Origin of the sequence: Bacillus sp. R86525, from assembly GCF_042466195.1 — a bacterium.
Lineage (GTDB): Bacteria > Bacillota > Bacilli > Bacillales > Bacillaceae_G > Bacillus_A > Bacillus_A nitratireducens.
Genome location: NZ_JAXHPX010000007.1, coordinates 2354297 through 2371001, shown reverse-complemented (window position 1 = coordinate 2371001; position 16705 = coordinate 2354297). Strand labels below are relative to the sequence as shown.

16 protein-coding genes are annotated in these 16705 nt (G+C 31.3%); 1 reads left to right on the top strand and 15 read right to left on the bottom strand.

Features of this window, described 5'->3' with window-relative positions; all coding sequences use genetic code 11:
- Nucleotides 1-74 precede the first annotated feature (74 nt).
- The 5 genes from SJY24_RS14725 to SJY24_RS14705 all read right to left on the bottom strand — a co-directional run bounded on the left by SJY24_RS14725 (nt 75) and on the right by SJY24_RS14705 (nt 5213).
- Complete coding sequence (locus SJY24_RS14725; RefSeq protein ID WP_377865155.1) at nt 75-791, bottom strand: M15 family metallopeptidase; 717 nt, start codon at nt 789-791, stop codon at nt 75-77.
- A gap of 67 nt (nt 792-858) precedes the next feature.
- Nucleotides 859-1668: a peptidoglycan-N-acetylglucosamine deacetylase gene (locus tag SJY24_RS14720; RefSeq protein ID WP_377865154.1), complete on the bottom strand. Its 810-nt coding sequence runs from the start codon at nt 1666-1668 to the stop codon at nt 859-861.
- A gap of 224 nt (nt 1669-1892) precedes the next feature.
- Nucleotides 1893-3737 carry a sensor histidine kinase gene (locus SJY24_RS14715; RefSeq protein ID WP_377867259.1) on the bottom strand — a complete coding sequence of 615 codons (1845 nt, stop codon included), beginning with the start codon at nt 3735-3737 and terminating at the stop codon, nt 1893-1895.
- The gene (locus tag SJY24_RS14710; RefSeq protein WP_377865152.1) at nt 3737-4417 is read right to left on the bottom strand and encodes a response regulator transcription factor; all 681 of its coding nucleotides are present in this window, start codon (nt 4415-4417) and stop codon (nt 3737-3739) included. Before SJY24_RS14710 ends, SJY24_RS14715 begins: the two co-directional genes overlap by 1 nt.
- Before the next feature lie 28 nt (nt 4418-4445).
- Nucleotides 4446-5213 carry a C39 family peptidase gene (locus tag SJY24_RS14705; protein WP_377865151.1) on the bottom strand — a complete coding sequence of 256 codons (768 nt, stop codon included), beginning with the start codon at nt 5211-5213 and terminating at the stop codon, nt 4446-4448.
- A 477-nt stretch (nt 5214-5690) separates the two neighbouring features.
- On the opposite strand from SJY24_RS14705, the gene SJY24_RS14700 reads away from it, so the two are divergent.
- On the top strand, nt 5691-6056 hold the full coding sequence (locus SJY24_RS14700; RefSeq protein WP_377865150.1) for a YxeA family protein: 366 nt from the start codon (nt 5691-5693) through the stop codon (nt 6054-6056).
- 105 nt (nt 6057-6161) lie between these two features.
- Here the strand turns inward: SJY24_RS14700 and SJY24_RS14695 are convergent, their stop codons facing one another.
- The 10 genes from SJY24_RS14695 to SJY24_RS14650 form a co-directional block, all read right to left on the bottom strand.
- Nucleotides 6162-6872: an alpha/beta hydrolase gene (locus SJY24_RS14695; RefSeq protein WP_377865149.1), complete on the bottom strand. Its 711-nt coding sequence runs from the start codon at nt 6870-6872 to the stop codon at nt 6162-6164.
- A 115-nt stretch (nt 6873-6987) separates the two neighbouring features.
- Nucleotides 6988-7353 carry a YxeA family protein gene (locus SJY24_RS14690; RefSeq protein ID WP_377865147.1) on the bottom strand — a complete coding sequence of 122 codons (366 nt, stop codon included), beginning with the start codon at nt 7351-7353 and terminating at the stop codon, nt 6988-6990.
- A 384-nt stretch (nt 7354-7737) separates the two neighbouring features.
- A complete protein-coding gene (locus tag SJY24_RS14685; protein WP_377865146.1) occupies nt 7738-8235 on the bottom strand; it encodes a DUF4358 domain-containing protein in 498 nt (165 codons plus the stop codon).
- Between the two features lie 160 nt (nt 8236-8395).
- Complete coding sequence (locus SJY24_RS14680) at nt 8396-9535, bottom strand: DHHW family protein (RefSeq protein WP_377865145.1); 1140 nt, start codon at nt 9533-9535, stop codon at nt 8396-8398.
- A 33-nt stretch (nt 9536-9568) separates the two neighbouring features.
- A complete protein-coding gene (locus SJY24_RS14675) occupies nt 9569-10975 on the bottom strand; it encodes an MBOAT family O-acyltransferase (RefSeq protein ID WP_377865144.1) in 1407 nt (468 codons plus the stop codon).
- A gap of 80 nt (nt 10976-11055) precedes the next feature.
- Complete coding sequence (locus SJY24_RS14670; protein ID WP_377865143.1) at nt 11056-11742, bottom strand: GDSL-type esterase/lipase family protein; 687 nt, start codon at nt 11740-11742, stop codon at nt 11056-11058.
- A 437-nt stretch (nt 11743-12179) separates the two neighbouring features.
- Entirely contained in the window at nt 12180-13022 is an 843-nt protein-coding gene (locus tag SJY24_RS14665) for a polysaccharide deacetylase family protein (RefSeq protein ID WP_377865142.1), read from the bottom strand.
- A gap of 303 nt (nt 13023-13325) precedes the next feature.
- Nucleotides 13326-14009 carry an N-acetylmuramoyl-L-alanine amidase family protein gene (locus tag SJY24_RS14660; protein WP_377865141.1) on the bottom strand — a complete coding sequence of 228 codons (684 nt, stop codon included), beginning with the start codon at nt 14007-14009 and terminating at the stop codon, nt 13326-13328.
- 126 nt (nt 14010-14135) lie between these two features.
- Nucleotides 14136-15920, bottom strand: coding sequence for a sensor histidine kinase (locus tag SJY24_RS14655; protein ID WP_377865140.1), 1785 nt, complete (start codon nt 15918-15920; stop codon nt 14136-14138).
- Complete coding sequence (locus tag SJY24_RS14650; protein WP_377865139.1) at nt 15917-16603, bottom strand: response regulator transcription factor; 687 nt, start codon at nt 16601-16603, stop codon at nt 15917-15919. Before SJY24_RS14650 ends, SJY24_RS14655 begins: the two co-directional genes overlap by 4 nt.
- Nucleotides 16604-16705 lie beyond the last annotated feature (102 nt).

Sequence of the window (16705 nt, the reverse complement as noted above, 5' to 3'; positions counted from 1 at the left end):
TTAACCATTAATTTTTCGTTCTTCTCCTATGTATTCACGTTTATGTTTTGGCATATCGAAGATTCCGATTCACTTCAGCTTTCCTGTCTCTCATTCATATATTCTTCTAAAGTGAGGTTTTCCTTGTATATTTTTTCAGCGATATCCCCTACATAGCGAATGTGCCAAGGTTCATACGCATAACCAGTTACATTCTCCTTTTCCTTTGGATAACGAATAATAAATCCTGCACGATGCGCATTTTCTTTCAGCCATTTCCCTTCCTTAGTTTTAGCAAAAAATAGCTCTAGTTCATTATTTGCACTTTTTGAAGAAACATCTATCGTTAACCCTGTTTGATGTTCGCTATGTCCTGGTTTTGCTGAAAACCGATCTGTATGCTCTTGCCCCTTTCTTTTCACATTATTTTCATACAGTCTTTTTTGATAGTCATACGAACGAAAGCCTGAAACAGCATTCAACTGGATACCTTCTTGATTTGCTAAACTAAATAACGTTTCTAACGCTTCAGCTGCTTCTTTACGTAGATGACTCTTTTCTAAAGTTCCTTTAAACGAGAATGGTACATTTGGTACTACTAAATCTTCAGGTTTATAATTAGCAGGTAGCCCATACTCTTTATTTACTACCATATATATATGATCAGAAGAACTTCCTTCATCTTTCAAAGCCTCATTCTCCCTATTATCTTTCTTTACAGCGTGCTTATTAGATTCATAGTTTTTATTTTCAGATGCTTTACCAATAGATTGGTCGATATAAGTAATGGAAATACATATCATCACAATCATACAACTTATACCTATTAACTTATTTCTCACTATTCATTTCCTTCCTATCCATACTAAACTTTTATATTTATAGCCGACTATCATGCCAGAAATTTAACGCAAAATGTGATGACTCACTATACGTCTCAAATTCATAACCTTTTTCCTTTAACCCCTTAATAATAAACGGCACTGCTTTAACAGATTGCTGGTGAATATCATGTAATAGTATTACTTCTCTATTTTGAGTTGCCTTTGAAACGACATTATTGACTATTTGAGGCACGGATTGCTCTAGTGGTAATTTGGTAAATTTCCAATCAAATGAATCAATCGTCCAGTCCCATACTTTTAACTGATTTTCAACAATTTGATTCCTTATATTTTCTGTAAATCCTGTAGAACCATAAGGCGGTCTTGTCAATGTTGGTTTATAATCAAGAATATTTTCTATAACTTTTTGAGTCTCTTTCATTTCAATTACATATTTATTTTCTTTATATAACGGCTTATAGTTGTGAGTCATACTGTGCATTCCTACATAATGCCCTTCCATTGACTCTCTCTTTACCTCTTTTACATATTGATGAATATTTGGACCGATTAAAAAGAAAGTAGCTTTCACGTCATTTTCTTTTAAAATATTTAATAACTCAGAAGTATATTTACCAGGACCATCATCAAATGTTAAATATGCTACCTTTCGTACTTTACCGTTGTATATATCCGGTACGCTTTTTTCATTCTCTACCTTCATTTGATTACTTACTAGTTGAACAGAGTTCACTTGACCTCGTATAGCTTTAGCTGGAGAAATAATACATTGAAATAGAAAAAAACCTCCAGTAATACAAATAAGTATAGCCATCATACTTACAATTTTTTTATACCTAATCATCTAAAAATTCCTTTCTTTACATCTTTATGTTCCTTTTCAATCATACTTAAGGCACATCAAGTTCATATCAAGTTAAAATGAATTTTACTTTTAAAAAATAATGAATCTACAGTTCGATCATTCTATTATTAGTAGCTTCGTAATAACAATCATTAAACAAAAAAGGTGCGAAGCCTTAAATTAGACTTCGCACCTTTGCTGTTTACTACAACTGTTTTATATTACTACTTTCCATCCCACTTTTCTAAACGGAAATAGAACAATACACCATCCTCAGTATTGGTAACGCCGTACTTTGCACCATGTAAATCAAATATGTTTTTTACAATAGAAAGCCCAAGACCCGTTCCACCACATACTCGTTTTCTTGATTTATCCACCCTATAGAACTGATCCCATATTTTATCTATATTTTCTTCTGCTATATGTGAGCCTTTATTTTCAAACCCTATATATACGCCTTGTTGTTCCTCTTTTACATCAATCACAATGATTTGTTTCGCATCTGTATAACGAATCGCATTTGTAAACAAGTTTGTTATAACCTGTTCCAATAAATTCGGTTTCCCCTTCACACACACTCGATCTATATTCAATTTGATTTGTAGTGATTTTTCATCAATTTGAACATGTAAATCTTGTTCTGCCTTTTGAATTAAATCACCTATGTTAACTTGCTCCATCTGTATTTGATACGTTCCTGATTCATATTTAGCTAAATTTAGCATTTCATCAATTAGTACATTCATTTTCTCTATTTCTTTTTCTAATGCTTCCCAATAATATTGATTCATTTCAGGTGCAATACCATCTTGCAGCATAGATGCAGATATTTGCATCACACTGAGTGGTGTTTTTAATTCATGTGAAACGCCTGCAATAAAATCTTTTCTTGTCTGTTCTAATTTCTTCTCTTTCTCTAAGTCTGTTTTTAGCCGATTGATATACCCTTCCATTCTTTCTGAAAGCTGATTAATGTTAGAGGAAAGCTCTCCAATTTCATTTTCAGATTTAATAGAAAGCTTGTCTTGAAACTCAAACTCCATAATTTTCTTCGTTGCTTCATTTATCTTCAATAACGGTTTCGTAATAATTCTTGAATAATACAAACTTACAATCAGTGATAGTACCAACACAAATGCAATAATATATACATAATAATCACTCATTACATCTGTTGCTTTTGTAATTGGTTGTAGCGAAGACAAAGTATAAATAAATTCCTTTACTTGTCCATCTTTCATGAGTGGTTTTATCGTTTCTAAATACTTGATTCCGTCTATACTAATTTCATTCTGAACCCATTCGTCTCCTTGTAATTTCACTTTATCCATAATCCATTCCGATTGAAATTGCAAAATACGATTTGCAAACACTTCATTACTATACAACGTATTGTTAATTTCTGGATTGGAGTAAACAGGGAAACTAATTTCTTTTACAATTCCTTCCAAAAAATAATACTTTTCGCTTTCTTCTCTTGAAAAAATCTTAAAACCATTTTTAGCACCATGCATCATGTGTTTATTGATTTGATAATATAAAGGCGAAACAAATCCTCCATCATAGCCTTTTATTTTCAATGTTGTAGGAACGACGATATCCTTATTCGGCCCTTTACTTGCTGTATCCATAATAGCTATCTTATTTGTCTTGTTGATCAAACTTGTAATTAAAATACTGAAATTAGAATCCATATCTCTCTTTGCATTCATTAAATTATTAAATACAACTTTAGTAGTCCGACTTGGATCATTTTTATCAGCTACTTTAATATAGTAATCTCCTGATGGTAGCTTCTTAATATTTGCTTCTTCATCGAGCCGTGCAATCATAATACCTTGCTGATTCGCATAGGAAAGTTCCTTGTTCTGAAGTTTATTTTCATCCTGTTTATGACCTTCATAAAATGTATAATACTGTTGTAATTGCTTCTGAACATTTTCTTTTTCTTTATCTATATACAAGTATTTCATCACATACATTTGTCCGAAAAAGATAGTTGCGATGATCATGCAACATAGTAAAAATGTAAGTGTAAATAACTGAAACACGATTTTCTTTCTCATCATTTCTCTACCTCGAACTTATATCCCGTACGAACAACAGTAGTGATGTGCTTTGCTTTCTCACCAAGTTTTAAACGTACATTACGCATATGTGCAGTTAATGTTTTATCATCTCCATCATAATCATACCCCCAAATATTCGTGATTAATTGCTCTCTTGTTAGCACTTGTTCCTTATGCTGCATTAAAGATTGTAAAATTTCATACTCAGTATGTGTAAAATCTATCTTTTGACCATCTATTGAAACAGAACGTGCCGATTTATCTAAGTGAATACCACATAAATCAATGCAGTCCTGAAATTGTACATTTTGATTTGTACCTTTGAATAAGCGCTTTGCTCTCGCTAATAAAATTGTAGGTTTAAATGGTTTCGTTACATAATCATCTGCCCCTAGTTCAAATCCAAGCAATGTATCATCCTCATCACTTCGAGCCGTTAATAAAATAATAGGAACGTTAGAGTTCTTGCGAATACGTCTACAAACTGACCACCCATCCATTACTGGGAGCATAATATCTAGTATGATTAAACTGATATCACTATCATGCGCAGCAAACAATTCTAATCCAATTTGGCCATCTTCTGCTGTTACTACTTCATATCCATCATGCGAAAAATAATGTGCTACAGTCTCTCGTATAATTTTTTCATCTTCTATGATTAAAACTTTTTTCATTTCTATTCTCATCCCATCTACGTTCACTTTAAATCGAAATGGTCATCGCTTGTTTTCCCATCTGAATCCAAGATTGTTCAAAATCATTCCGATTAATCGCTCTATGTTTGTCTTTCTTTAGTGGATCGTTAATATATACATATTGTTCATCATAATCTGTCACAACCACACTATGTTGTTGATATGTCACTTTCATTTCCCCTGCATCTGTTTTCCAAGTATAAAATTGGTTATCTGGTAAGTGTTTAAACAGAGCATTTGTTATTACCCATACAGGTTGTGCCTGATCTATCATGTTATATATATGTTCAGGTTCTTTATGACTTAAATCCAATACTTTCTCATCTGAAACATACAACTTTGCCAATTCTAAAATCGGCTCTACATAAACACCTAATCCGTGTTTATCAAAAGTAGACATATCTCCAATAAACCCCTTATGCATATTTCCTTTTAAATCATTTATTTGAAATGGTACATGCTTTATTTTAGAAGCCAATTCCATTTTATCTACTTGCACTCCTGAAAATTGTAATACCATAGCGAGACTTGTTACCTCACAACCGCGCATCAATTCTGGTTTTTGTAAGATCAGCGGAACATCTAATGGCTTTATTACCTCTTTTTCTATTGATATATTTTCTTTTTCAATTACTTCTGGTTTTTGTTGGACTTCTTGCATAATAACTGGTTGTTTTCTTTCACTTATAGGACTTTCACTATTTGACATACCTATACATATACCTAGTCCTGCGATAGTTAATAAACAAAATGTTTCTTTCCTAATATATTTCATAAATACCTCTCCTTACTTCTTTCTAAGGAGAGTGTAGCTTGTTCATATTTAGATAATCTCATGTTCATAGAAAGATAAAGAGAAATCTATATCAAGATTATATAAAGATGCTTACAGTTCCGCTCATCATTCATAGGTTTAGCACGTTTCAGAAAGATACATACTATCCTAAACAATCGTATGGGTAATAAATTGTGCTTTCAAGAAGTAATATTTAACTATTTTACATACATTGATCCGTAACATCCCAAATACTATATTGATGAAAGTCTTCTAGTGCAGTATATTGCAGAGCTAAACCCGTTCGTTATGTAAAAAAAGAATAATCATACAAGGTTATCACGCTAACGATGTGAACATTCGTTCCTTTATCGCACTTTAAAAATCTGTTTAAGAAAAACTTAAGGAATTCCCTTCTATATTCATAAGAACTTTTTTCTATACTGAAAATGTAAATAGACAAAAGGAGAAACAATCATGAAAAAATTTTTACTTTGCATAATAGGAATAGGCCTCCTTATATACTTACTCCCTTTCATGTTACGCGGGGATCTGGACATATTTAATCCACTCGCAGAAGAAAAAAATGTATATGCCGTCGCGGAGGGATATGGTGTTCCAGATTATCATACGAACGGAAGAGCTATGTACTCACTAAAAGGCGTTGATGAATCTGGAAATGAGGAAGAGTATACAGTAGGAACGAATACTCCTAATGACTTTATAAGAAAAACTTACTTGAGAATTCATGTAAAAGGAAGATACGTCTATTCTTACGATGTTATTTTTGAAAAGGATATTCCGGAGAAAATAAGGGGAAAAGTGAAAGTACCAAACAAATAAAAGAGCCTACTCGTATGAGTTGGCTCTTTTATTCCCTCTCTCATCTATTGCCCTTCACACACTCGAGGAAAGAGAATTCTTTCGATAAATTTATTAAATTAATTATCATTGTTTTAATAACCATTGTTCAATTACTTTCACTGTTTCATCTCGTTGTGCTTTTGATGTAATTAAACTCGCATTATCACCTTTTTGCTCACCATACATGCCAAAATGAGCATGATTTCCGCCTTTTATCATGTGCATAGTTGTATTCTTTGACATTAACTTTTTATTGTTCTCTATTTTTTCTACAGTTGCTAAAGCATCTACTTCCCCATAAATTGATAACATCGGAATCGATTTAGTAGAGAAATCCTCTGCAGGATAAGAACCTAAGAAAATGATCCCATCTACCTTGTCTTCATGTTGAAAGGCATACTTAGAAATCATAGCTCCCCCCATTGAATGCCCCGCAACATACCATTTTTGAACTTCTGGATACTGTTCGATTACACTGTCTACCACATTGATTCCAAATATCGCTAAATTTAATGGTAACTTAGGCATCACTACAAAATGCCCATCTTTTGCAAGAGCTTCCCCTAAGTAACTATAAGCCTCAGCTTCTACTTTAGCTCCTTGATAAAAAATAACCCCTATTTTAGCATCTTTCTTTCCAAAAACTATATTCTCTTCATCTTTTTTATCATCTACTAACGACAAAGCCTCTTTCGTTGGTTTATAAGTAAACTGAGACCAAACAAAAAACGTAATACTTCCCATAAATAAAATCCCTAATAAAGAGTATAGAACAATCTTCATCCACTTCTTCATATATATGCCCTCCCTAAGATGTATATATTCTATACTTTAAATGAAAAAGGATTCCTCCACAAATGGGGAACCCTTTTTATTATATACATCTTGTCTTGAGGTAACTATTTCTTGATTATTTTTTTAATTTTTCTTTAGCCTTTTCTGGAATATCACTTTCTTTTACTCCCTCTATTGAGAAAACATAATTTCCTTTTACTCGAACTTTTATATAAGTGTCTTGATATTCAGTTTGTCCAGCAACCCCTACTTTAATTTCCGATTCATTTCCTGATTCATCCACTCCATTTAACACGTACATAAATCTTCTAGGCAAATCAGGATCAGGTTCTGCTGGGCCCTTAGTAAGGACATACACATCTTTTTCTATTACAAGTGGATTAAATCTATCTATAATCTCGTTTTCTGTAAAAGTTAATCCCCAAAACGCTATGATTAGCACTACAATTGCTCCAGCAATTTTAAATAATAATTCTTTCATGTGTAAATTTCACCTTTCGTTAATTAATATATTTATGACAACATTTATATCTTTGAATTTTGAAAGGATAAATATGTTGTATAAGACATTTCTAAATATAATGGGTATATCTTAATAAAAAGTGAATAAATAACTTAAGTTTTTCTTAATATCCCATTTTTAATTTTCAAATGAGTCATTATCATAACGGACATAGATACTGTAATGGTGAATGAAAGCTATCGAAAAAATAAGCGAGCCTCTCAAAGTAGATATCAGTAGCGAAAGAAAAAGCCGATTTCCTTATCGTATAGGAAATCGGCTTTTGGCTTAGTGATTGATTTAGTAATAAAAAATCACGATATGAAAATATTTTTATTTAATCCCTTTCTTTTCAAATCTATATTACTTAAAAATTTCATCGAACGTTTTTTCAATTTTATCAGCATCCTTTGATATTGCTAAAAGGATATAATTATCTTTTGTTTTTAAGACACGTTTTTCTATTAAGAAATATTCTTCTGGAAGATAGTCTTTAAAACTTTTTGATTTTTTTTCAATCCTATTTGAAATTTTCTCTTTAATGCTTTCTACATTTTTCATATCTTTTACTTTCATAACAACAATTTCATCAGCTTTAATATTTGTAATAGCGGTATATAGCACAAAACTTTCGACTTCATCAGTATTTATGTTATATAGCTTTTGAAGTTTTTTACTATCTCCTTCTTTCATTTCTTCTAAGTTAGTAACATGTTTCATTTTCTCCCCTATTTCTGTAGCTGAAAGGCTATTGGCACTTTCTTTTTTTCCAAAACAGCCACTTAAAGCTCCTAAGGTAATCGTACAAACAATAATAGTAATAACGAATTTTATATTAAAAGGTTTCAACACATTTATCATTAGTTTAAATTCTCCTTTTCGTTTAGTTGGTTCAAACATTTAATTTGAATCAGGATTGTAGCAATTTATATTTAATGAATACGGCCATTGACATAAATAAATTAAAGACGAGGATACTGCTCGTTATAGATAGGATATACATTAAATATAATCAATTCATTTATTCAGATAAATAATTTACGGATGTATCTTCAAAGAAGGTATTTCCGTTATAAAGCACTAACATATCATTGATTTTATTTTTCTGTACCAACATATTTAAACTATCTGTATAGTACCTAAGGTCGACTATATGGATTTCACTAAAATGCGGTATTAAAAAAGGCAATAAAGAATTTGCATAAGAATCTTTAACAACTAATAATTTTTTCCCATTCGTATTATCAGTTTTTATTTTTATTAGTGGATGATTCCCATTGAAAAATACAGTATATTTATCTTTTTTCTTAATATTTTCCATTTCATAAAGAGTTGTTGACGTTTTGCTTTCATCTATATACTCTACTTTATATTTGGTCGCTTTCTTTTGTTCATATAATTCAATACTATCAGGATCTATATTTTTAAAGCCTGCTTTTGAATATAGGGATCCATAAAAGCTATTTGTAATTTGTTTAATGTTGAATGAACTATCTTTATTAGGAGCAAAATTCATATTTTTACCTAGCTCTTGATAGGCATAATATGCGCCTTTAGTAGTCCAATGATGATCGGTTTTATAATATATATATTCATCCTTTTTAGAGCTCAATACAGGATATACATCAATAAAGTTTATATCCTTATCTAAAGATTTTTTTACTTTATTAATATACGTAAGCTCATCACTATGAGAAGCATAGTTTGGGAGTTTATTTTCTAAAATACTACTTGCTGTAGGTACTAACATGACTTGCATTTTTACATTAGGATTTGCAAGATGAAAATCATTTATTGCTTCTATTTTGCTATTTACATCTTGTTCTTTAGGCTTACTAAACTTTTGAAGTAAAAAACCATCTTTACCGATATATACACCATTATTCTCCTTCTTTCCTAGTGTGTAGTCCATATCAGATTTCACGTTTATCCAAAAGTCCCTGAATGCAAACTGATCAGAAATATATTTTTCGTAGTTAGAAGTGAACTTTTTCTCTATAAGATTTTGGAAAGAGAACGCCGGAAACTGTTCTAGCTTTCTATTCTCTTCATCTGAAAATGTTTTATTGGGAGTTAGTAAATTTACACTGAACATTCCCCCTATAAAGAGTGTCAATAACCCTGCCATTGTGTGTGTGTATATTTTTTCATACTGATTCAAGTAACTCACCCCTTTCAAACTAATGCGATATCATTAAAACCTAAAGTATAAGAATGGATTATATGTGTCATTCACTAAATACGCCGTTGAAAGAACTGCTAGTATGACATACAAAACTGGAATGCCAATAGCACCTAGTAACTTCAGCTTTTCTCTAACACATACAATTGCCCTTTTTGGTAATGGTGTTGAACAACATGCAAGGACAATAAATAGTATAAAATTAGTTGTTAAATAATATAGAGTTTTATTATCTAAGAAAACGGATTGATTAAAGCCAAACATTGTTCCTATGAAATTCATTGCTACCGATAAGTTTTCAAATTCAAAAAATACCCACCCGATTAAAACAATGATAAGTGTATACACATGTCCGATAAAGCTCATTCTATTTTTAAGCCATTTTAAAAGGAAGAGTTTTTCTATTGTTACAAATAATCCAAAATACAATCCCCAAATAATAAAATTCCAGTTTGCTCCATGCCATAATCCTGTTAGGAACCAAACTATAAACAAATTTCTAAGTTGTTTGAGCAATCCAGTCCGATTTCCGCCAAGAGGAATATATACATACTCTCTAAACCATGAGCCTAACGATATGTGCCATCTACGCCAAAACTCAGTTACACTTTTTGATATATAGGGATAATTAAAGTTTTCTGGAAAATCAAACCCAAACATTTTGCCTAACCCTTGAGCCATAGCTGAATATCCTCTAAAGTCAAAATATATTTGGAAAGCAAAAGCAATAATCCCAATCCATGCTGTAAGGATCGTAAGTTCTGATATAGAAGTTGTTTTTATACTTGTCCAAAGAAGTCCTATATTATTAGCTAAAAGTACTTTTAATGCAAGGCCTCTAATAAACAATTCCATTCCTTCACCAAAACGATCAAATGTTACTTTTCTTTCTTGTAATTGTTTGTCAATATCACTGTATTTTACAATAGGTCCTGCAACAAGTTGAGGGAACATCGTAACATAAGTACCAAAAGAAATAATATTTTTTTGCGCTTGTACTTTCCCTAAATAAACATCAATCACATAAGACATCGTTTGGAAAGTATAGAATGAGATTCCCACCGGAAGAGGAAGCGTCTCGACCTGAATATTTAAATTGAAAAGGGTATTGATATTCTCTATTACGAAACCATAATATTTGAAGAACCCCAGTATTCCTAAGTTTATTACAATAGAGTTAATAAATATCGCCTTTTTAATACCTTTACGATCACTATACTTATCGATAAGTATGCCATTAACATAGTCAAATATAGTGGAGAATATCATAATGACTATATAAACAGGCTCACCCCATGCATAAAAAATGAGACTGATCATAAATAATATCAAATTTCGAAGAACCTTAGGTGATACGTAATAAACAATAAGTGCTAACGGTAAGAATATGAAAAGAAAAATCAAACTACTGAACACCATTGTTTTTTCACCTCCTACAATTATTTTTTCTTAAAAATTTACAGTCCTTGCATAAGAACTGTAAATTTTCAGTATAGGTACTACTTAACAGAACCTTTCAATTGTTCAAGTAGCATCTTGTAATAATCAGCTTTAAAATGCACGCCATCGGAATCATGAACATCTTTGTTTTTTTCAAAGATTGGGGATAAATCAATGCACTCTACTTTCTCAGTTTTTGCCAGTTCTTTAAGTGCTGAATTATATTCATTAATATGTTTATATTGTGGCTTTTCCTCTATATTCTTATCTGTAACTGGTGTAACAGATAAAAGGTGTATTTTTACATTTGGAAGTTGTTCCTTTATTTTTTGTATTAATTTGGAATAGTTATCTATTGAAAACTTAACTGGATTTTCGATAGTTTTTCCTTCGAGGTCCATAGGAAGTAATAAATCATTACTTCCAAAATTCATGAAAATATGTTCAGGTTTTCTTTTCACTACATTTTCTACTTCATCTAGAGCGAACATTGTAGCTCCACCTGCTGATCCTAATACATTTTTATCATCTAAAAATTCATAATGAGATATAGCTTCTATCATTGAATCTCCAAAGAATAAACTGTTTTTAAAGGTCGATTGATACGCGCTATTTTTCGATTTTTTTTCTTCTGTAGCATTTTGTGTAACCTCATTTGATTTTTTTTCGCTCTCATTATTTACACAGGCTGCGGAGGTAATTGCAATGGCCCCCGTAAGTAGACAAACACATACTTTCTTTAACATTTCTATCTTCCTCTCAAGTCATTATTTCGTAAGCGATGGTGTATATAGCAATGTTATTTTTGTTTTCTATGCGAACCTTTCGTTTACAAAATATAGATTAAGCGTTATAGGTAAAGATGAGATGCAGATTATATAGATATAATTTAAAAAATCAACAGTTTGAAAATTAGTTATTAAATAACTTAACAGAAGAATAATTTGATGCTTATATTTCTGAGATTGAATATGAAATTTGATTGAAAAAAATGTGTTTAATAACCCCTGAAATGGTTTGTTAACGGTCGATTTCATGGTACGGAATATGAATTGATATAAATAAAAAGGAAGTGAATTATTGCTAGTTGCACTAGTTCACTTCCTTTTATATAAATATTACACACATTAAAAGTAGTAACTTAATAATTAAAAATCACTTTTTAAAGACAACCATGTATATACTATAGACGTTGATCTTTCTGGAAGTTTAAACAAAAATGATCTTCATCATTATATACCCCAAATTCATACCCTTGCTCTTTATAAAATTTAATAATTTCAGGGAGAGCTTGTAATGTTTGCGCCTTTTCATGCATTAAAACAACATCTACTTCTTCTGTTGTCTGTTTCTTTACATTTTCGATAATCTGAGTTGGATTATCTTTTAATTTCCAATCATTTGAGTCTATTGTCCAATCCCAAACTTTTATTGCTGCTTCTACAATTTGATTACGAATTTCCTCGCCCTTTAATCCTGGTGCAGATCCATATGGTGGACGGACTAGTTTAGGAGTTGTACCCGTAATATTATGGATAAGATCTAACGTTTCTTTCATTTCTGGTACAAATTGTCCCTTTTTGTATAGCTTATCACTATTATGTGTCATACTATGTGCACCAATATAATGTCCTTCTTTTACTGCTCGTTTTACATTTTCCTGAAAACCTGTATTTTGTAAATTACTACCTTGCATAAAAAATGTCGAAGCAACATTTTGCTCCTTTAGTACATCTAAAAATTTCCCAGTCAGTTCGCTAGGACCATCATCAAATGTCAAATACACAACTTTTCCTACTGGCTTTCCATCAGGTCTTTTTTGTTTTGTCGGTGGTGTTTCCTTTTTCTTTTCTTGTTGTTGCGTATTAACTTGTTTACTACTTTCATTAGCTACTCCCTTCGCTGGGATAGAGTTCCATTTTCCAATTAAAAAGAAAGTGAAAAAGGTCGTTGCTAAAACAACTCCTAGAGATATTATTACTTTAGTTAATCGACTTGTTTTTTTCTTACTTTGTGATTCTTTCATTATTTTTCGATCCTTTCCCTATTAATTTTCATATTCATTATTTATAAGGCTGAGCCTTTACTCGACTGAATCATTTGTTTCAACCGGTATTTACAATAAATAGATTAATAGAGACGAATAAAGATAAAATGCAGATAATGTCGAAATCAGTTAAAGAATAGCGTATCGCATCCACTCTTTAGAAACGTATTTGTTTCTCTAATATAATTAAATTTGAAAACTGGATATACACCTAAAATAAAAAATACTACTCTTCCTAATTAAGATTTAGAAAGAATAGTATTTTTCTATTTGCCTATTTTATTACATAATAAAATAATTAATAATGCCATCCACAATACCTTTTTGCGATTTTGTTTGGAATTCTTCTGAATTCATTCTTTTTTCATCACTGGCATTAGATGTAAACCCTAACTCAATTAAGATAGCCGGAGAAGGATTTTCTCGTAAGACAAGAAAATCACTTCCATGAATGCCTCTATCTCGACTGTCTATATTTTGATCAAAAATAGATTCTTGTACGATCTTAGCTAACTTTTTATCTTGCCTTTTATTAGATCCATAATGAGTTGTTATTCCTTTTACATTTGTATCCTCAAAAGCATCATGATGAATGCTGATATACAGGTCAGCCGAATGGTCGTTAGCTACTTTGACACGCGTTTGTAATTCTTCCTTTTGCTTCGTTTCTGGAAGTAAACTCGTATCTTTTTCACGTGTTAATATAACTTTTGCATCCGTTCTTGCTTCTAATTCTTTCTTTATATTTTGCGCTACTTTTAAATTAAGCTCTTTTTCAATCGTTCCAAATTTCTTTCCTTTCGTCCCTCTATCTCCTCCACCATGCCCCGGATCAATTACAATAGTTTTTCCTTTTAATCGTAAATTCTCTTTTGATATATTTTTGTGCCCCTTAGCATGTATGAAACTAACACCAGTGCCCATTATTAATATAATAAACAAAAGCAATGTCGCTCTTTTTTTCATTTTAATAATCTCCTTATCAGCTTTTCATTCCGTTTCTAATGAAAATAGTAATGAATGCTGATAAAGATAAAATGCAGATAATGTCGATTTTGTTTAAAAATGATAAAAACGTGTAGAACGAAAATTCTACACGTTTTTATTTAAATAAAAGAAAAATAATACTCCATCTTCTGTATTCAAAACACCATATTCCGCGCCATGCAGCTCTAATATATTTTTTGAAATAGCAAGGCCCAATCCTGTTCCGCCTTTGGAGCGTTGACGAGACGTATCTCCTCGATAAAAACGATCCCATATTTTCTCTAAATGTTCTAGTTCAATATGTGCTCCTTTATTTTCTACACATACTTTTACACGTTCATTCTCTTCTATTGTAGAAATAATAATATTCTCATGTTCTGGTGTGTAACGAATCGCATTCGTAATAAAGTTAGTAACCACCTGTTCTATTCGATGTGGATTTGCAACTACCTCAATTTTAGAAAGTTGTTTATGCACATGTAATTGCTTAGCTGTTATATCCGAGGTTAATTGCTCACATATGTAATCAATCATCTCATCAATATGGAATACATCCATTTCCATTTTATACGTACCAGACTCGAATTTTGCTAACTCCAGCATATCAATAATGAGCATATCCATTTTATCTACTTCTTTTGACATTGCTTTAAAGTAATAATCCTTTTTATTACTAGCAACACCATCCTCCAAAATTGAAATACAGCTCTTCATAATACTTAAAGGCGTTTTTAACTCATGTGAAACACCCGCAATAAATTCTTTACGTGTATTTTCTAATTGCTTTTCTTTCTCTATATCTTGCTGCAATTGATTAATATACGAATGCAAAGCTTTAGAAAGTGTATTAATATTTTTTGATAAATCGCCTATTTCATCCTTTGTAGTAATAGGTATCGTCTCTGAGAAATCTAAACCAGCGATTTTTTTTGTAGTATCATTTATTTGTAATAGTGGTTTGGCGATTTTATTTGAATAATAGAACGATATCAAAACGATTAGAACCAATACAAATATAATTAAATATACATAATAATCCTTTATCATTTGCACAGCTTCATCAACTGGTTGCAATGATGTCATAGCAAATATGTAATTTACCTTACCATCTGCATCTATTGTTGGTTTGATTAATAGTTTATATTTGATATCATTTTCTTCATAATCCACTATTTCTGTAGAAGTAATATTGTTTGGTTTTTGATTTAATATTAAATCAATCTGAAATTTTTTTATTCTATCTATTAACACACGATTTCCATAAATAGAGTTAGTACCTACAGTCCCCTCCGGTAATTGCACGTTCTTAATGCTTCCTGCTAAATATAATTGCGAACTTTCTTTTGAAGATGCGTTTTTTTGTCCATATAACATTTCTGATAGTTGCTTGTTCTCTAGCCCAACATTCTTCTCTTTTATTGTTAACATCGCAGGGACGACTATATCCCCCTTCTGTACTCCATCGATAATAATATGATTCCCCTGTTCTAAACTATATTTTATCCGTTGTATATCTTCTAAATTAATAAAACTATACAACGGTATCTGAATTGAACGTTCAGAAAAGGTCTTATTTTCGTTAGGATCTAACTGAATTTCTAAAGAAAAATCATTTGCATATTTTATATTCCCTACACTATCTAACGTTGTAATCCATGTCGCATTATCTTGGTAGAAATTTTGTTCCAACTCTTGAATCCTTTTCGCGTCATCTCCAGCTTTTATATATGCCTTTTCAAAGGATTGAATATTCGTTTTAATATCATTAACTTTTCGATTCGAATAATATTGCTTAAAAAATATGGTTTGTCCAATAAAAATAGTCACTAAAATAAGTGTGCATAATGCCGTTGTTAATATAAATAGTTTTAATACAATTCCCTTCTTCATACCTGTCCCTCAAATTTATAACCAGTTCGCACAACGGTTACAATACAAGTCGCTTTTTGCCCTAATTTATGACGCAAATTACGGATATGACTATTAACAGTACGATCATCCCCAGCGAATTCATAACCCCAAATTTTAGTGATTAGTTGTTCTCTCGAAATTACAATCCCTTGATTTCGCATGAAATACGTTAATATTTCAAATTCTGTATACGTCAGATTTATTTCTTCCTCATCTATATTTACTGTACGAGAAGGGAAATGTACATGAATACCACTACTAGTTAATGTGTCTTCAATAGATACATTAACAGTAGAAGTATATCGGCTTTCAATTAATCGTTTTGCTCTTGCCAATAAAATAGGAGGACTATATGGTTTTGTAACATAATCATCTGCTCCCAGTTCAAATCCCAGTAAAGTATCATCCTCATCCACCCGAGCCGTTAGCATAATAATAGGTACATTAGATTTCTTCCGAATTCGCCGGCAAACCGCCCAGCCATCTAATTCCGGTAACATAATGTCTAGAATAATTAAATGTACCTCATGTTCTTCAAATATAGATAACGCTTCTTTCCCATCAATCGCCTCTAAGACGTTATACCCTTCGTTTAGTAGGTAATCCTTCATGATTTCACGTAAAATATCTTCATCTTCTACAATTAAAATTGTTCTTTGCATATTTCATCTTCCCCACGATTAATTTTATTTTTATAAAGAAATAGTTCATTTTATATTTTAACCAATTAGAAATCTTTCACTATTTCTGTCACTACTAAATGT

What these genes read in the sequence shown, in the direction of transcription:
- SJY24_RS14665 (WP_377865142.1), bottom strand. Translation starts at nt 13,022, where the DNA reads ATGAAAGAATCACAAAGTAAGAAAAAAACAAGTCGATTAACTAAAGTA.
- SJY24_RS14715 (WP_377867259.1), bottom strand. Translation starts at nt 3,737, where the DNA reads ATGAGAAAGAAAATCGTGTTTCAGTTATTTACACTTACATTTTTACTA.
- SJY24_RS14670 (WP_377865143.1), bottom strand. Translation starts at nt 11,742, where the DNA reads ATGTTAAAGAAAGTATGTGTTTGTCTACTTACGGGGGCCATTGCAATT.
- SJY24_RS14685 (WP_377865146.1), bottom strand. Translation starts at nt 8,235, where the DNA reads ATGATAAATGTGTTGAAACCTTTTAATATAAAATTCGTTATTACTATT.
- SJY24_RS14655 (WP_377865140.1), bottom strand. Translation starts at nt 15,920, where the DNA reads ATGAAGAAGGGAATTGTATTAAAACTATTTATATTAACAACGGCATTA.
- SJY24_RS14660 (WP_377865141.1), bottom strand. Translation starts at nt 14,009, where the DNA reads ATGAAAAAAAGAGCGACATTGCTTTTGTTTATTATATTAATAATGGGC.
- SJY24_RS14705 (WP_377865151.1), bottom strand. Translation starts at nt 5,213, where the DNA reads ATGAAATATATTAGGAAAGAAACATTTTGTTTATTAACTATCGCAGGA.
- SJY24_RS14710 (WP_377865152.1), bottom strand. Translation starts at nt 4,417, where the DNA reads ATGAAAAAAGTTTTAATCATAGAAGATGAAAAAATTATACGAGAGACT.
- SJY24_RS14675 (WP_377865144.1), bottom strand. Translation starts at nt 10,975, where the DNA reads ATGGTGTTCAGTAGTTTGATTTTTCTTTTCATATTCTTACCGTTAGCA.
- SJY24_RS14700 (WP_377865150.1), top strand. Translation starts at nt 5,691, where the DNA reads ATGAAAAAATTTTTACTTTGCATAATAGGAATAGGCCTCCTTATATAC.
- SJY24_RS14720 (WP_377865154.1), bottom strand. Translation starts at nt 1,668, where the DNA reads ATGATTAGGTATAAAAAAATTGTAAGTATGATGGCTATACTTATTTGT.
- SJY24_RS14650 (WP_377865139.1), bottom strand. Translation starts at nt 16,603, where the DNA reads ATGCAAAGAACAATTTTAATTGTAGAAGATGAAGATATTTTACGTGAA.
- SJY24_RS14690 (WP_377865147.1), bottom strand. Translation starts at nt 7,353, where the DNA reads ATGAAAGAATTATTATTTAAAATTGCTGGAGCAATTGTAGTGCTAATC.
- SJY24_RS14695 (WP_377865149.1), bottom strand. Translation starts at nt 6,872, where the DNA reads ATGAAGAAGTGGATGAAGATTGTTCTATACTCTTTATTAGGGATTTTA.
- SJY24_RS14725 (WP_377865155.1), bottom strand. Translation starts at nt 791, where the DNA reads ATGATTGTGATGATATGTATTTCCATTACTTATATCGACCAATCTATT.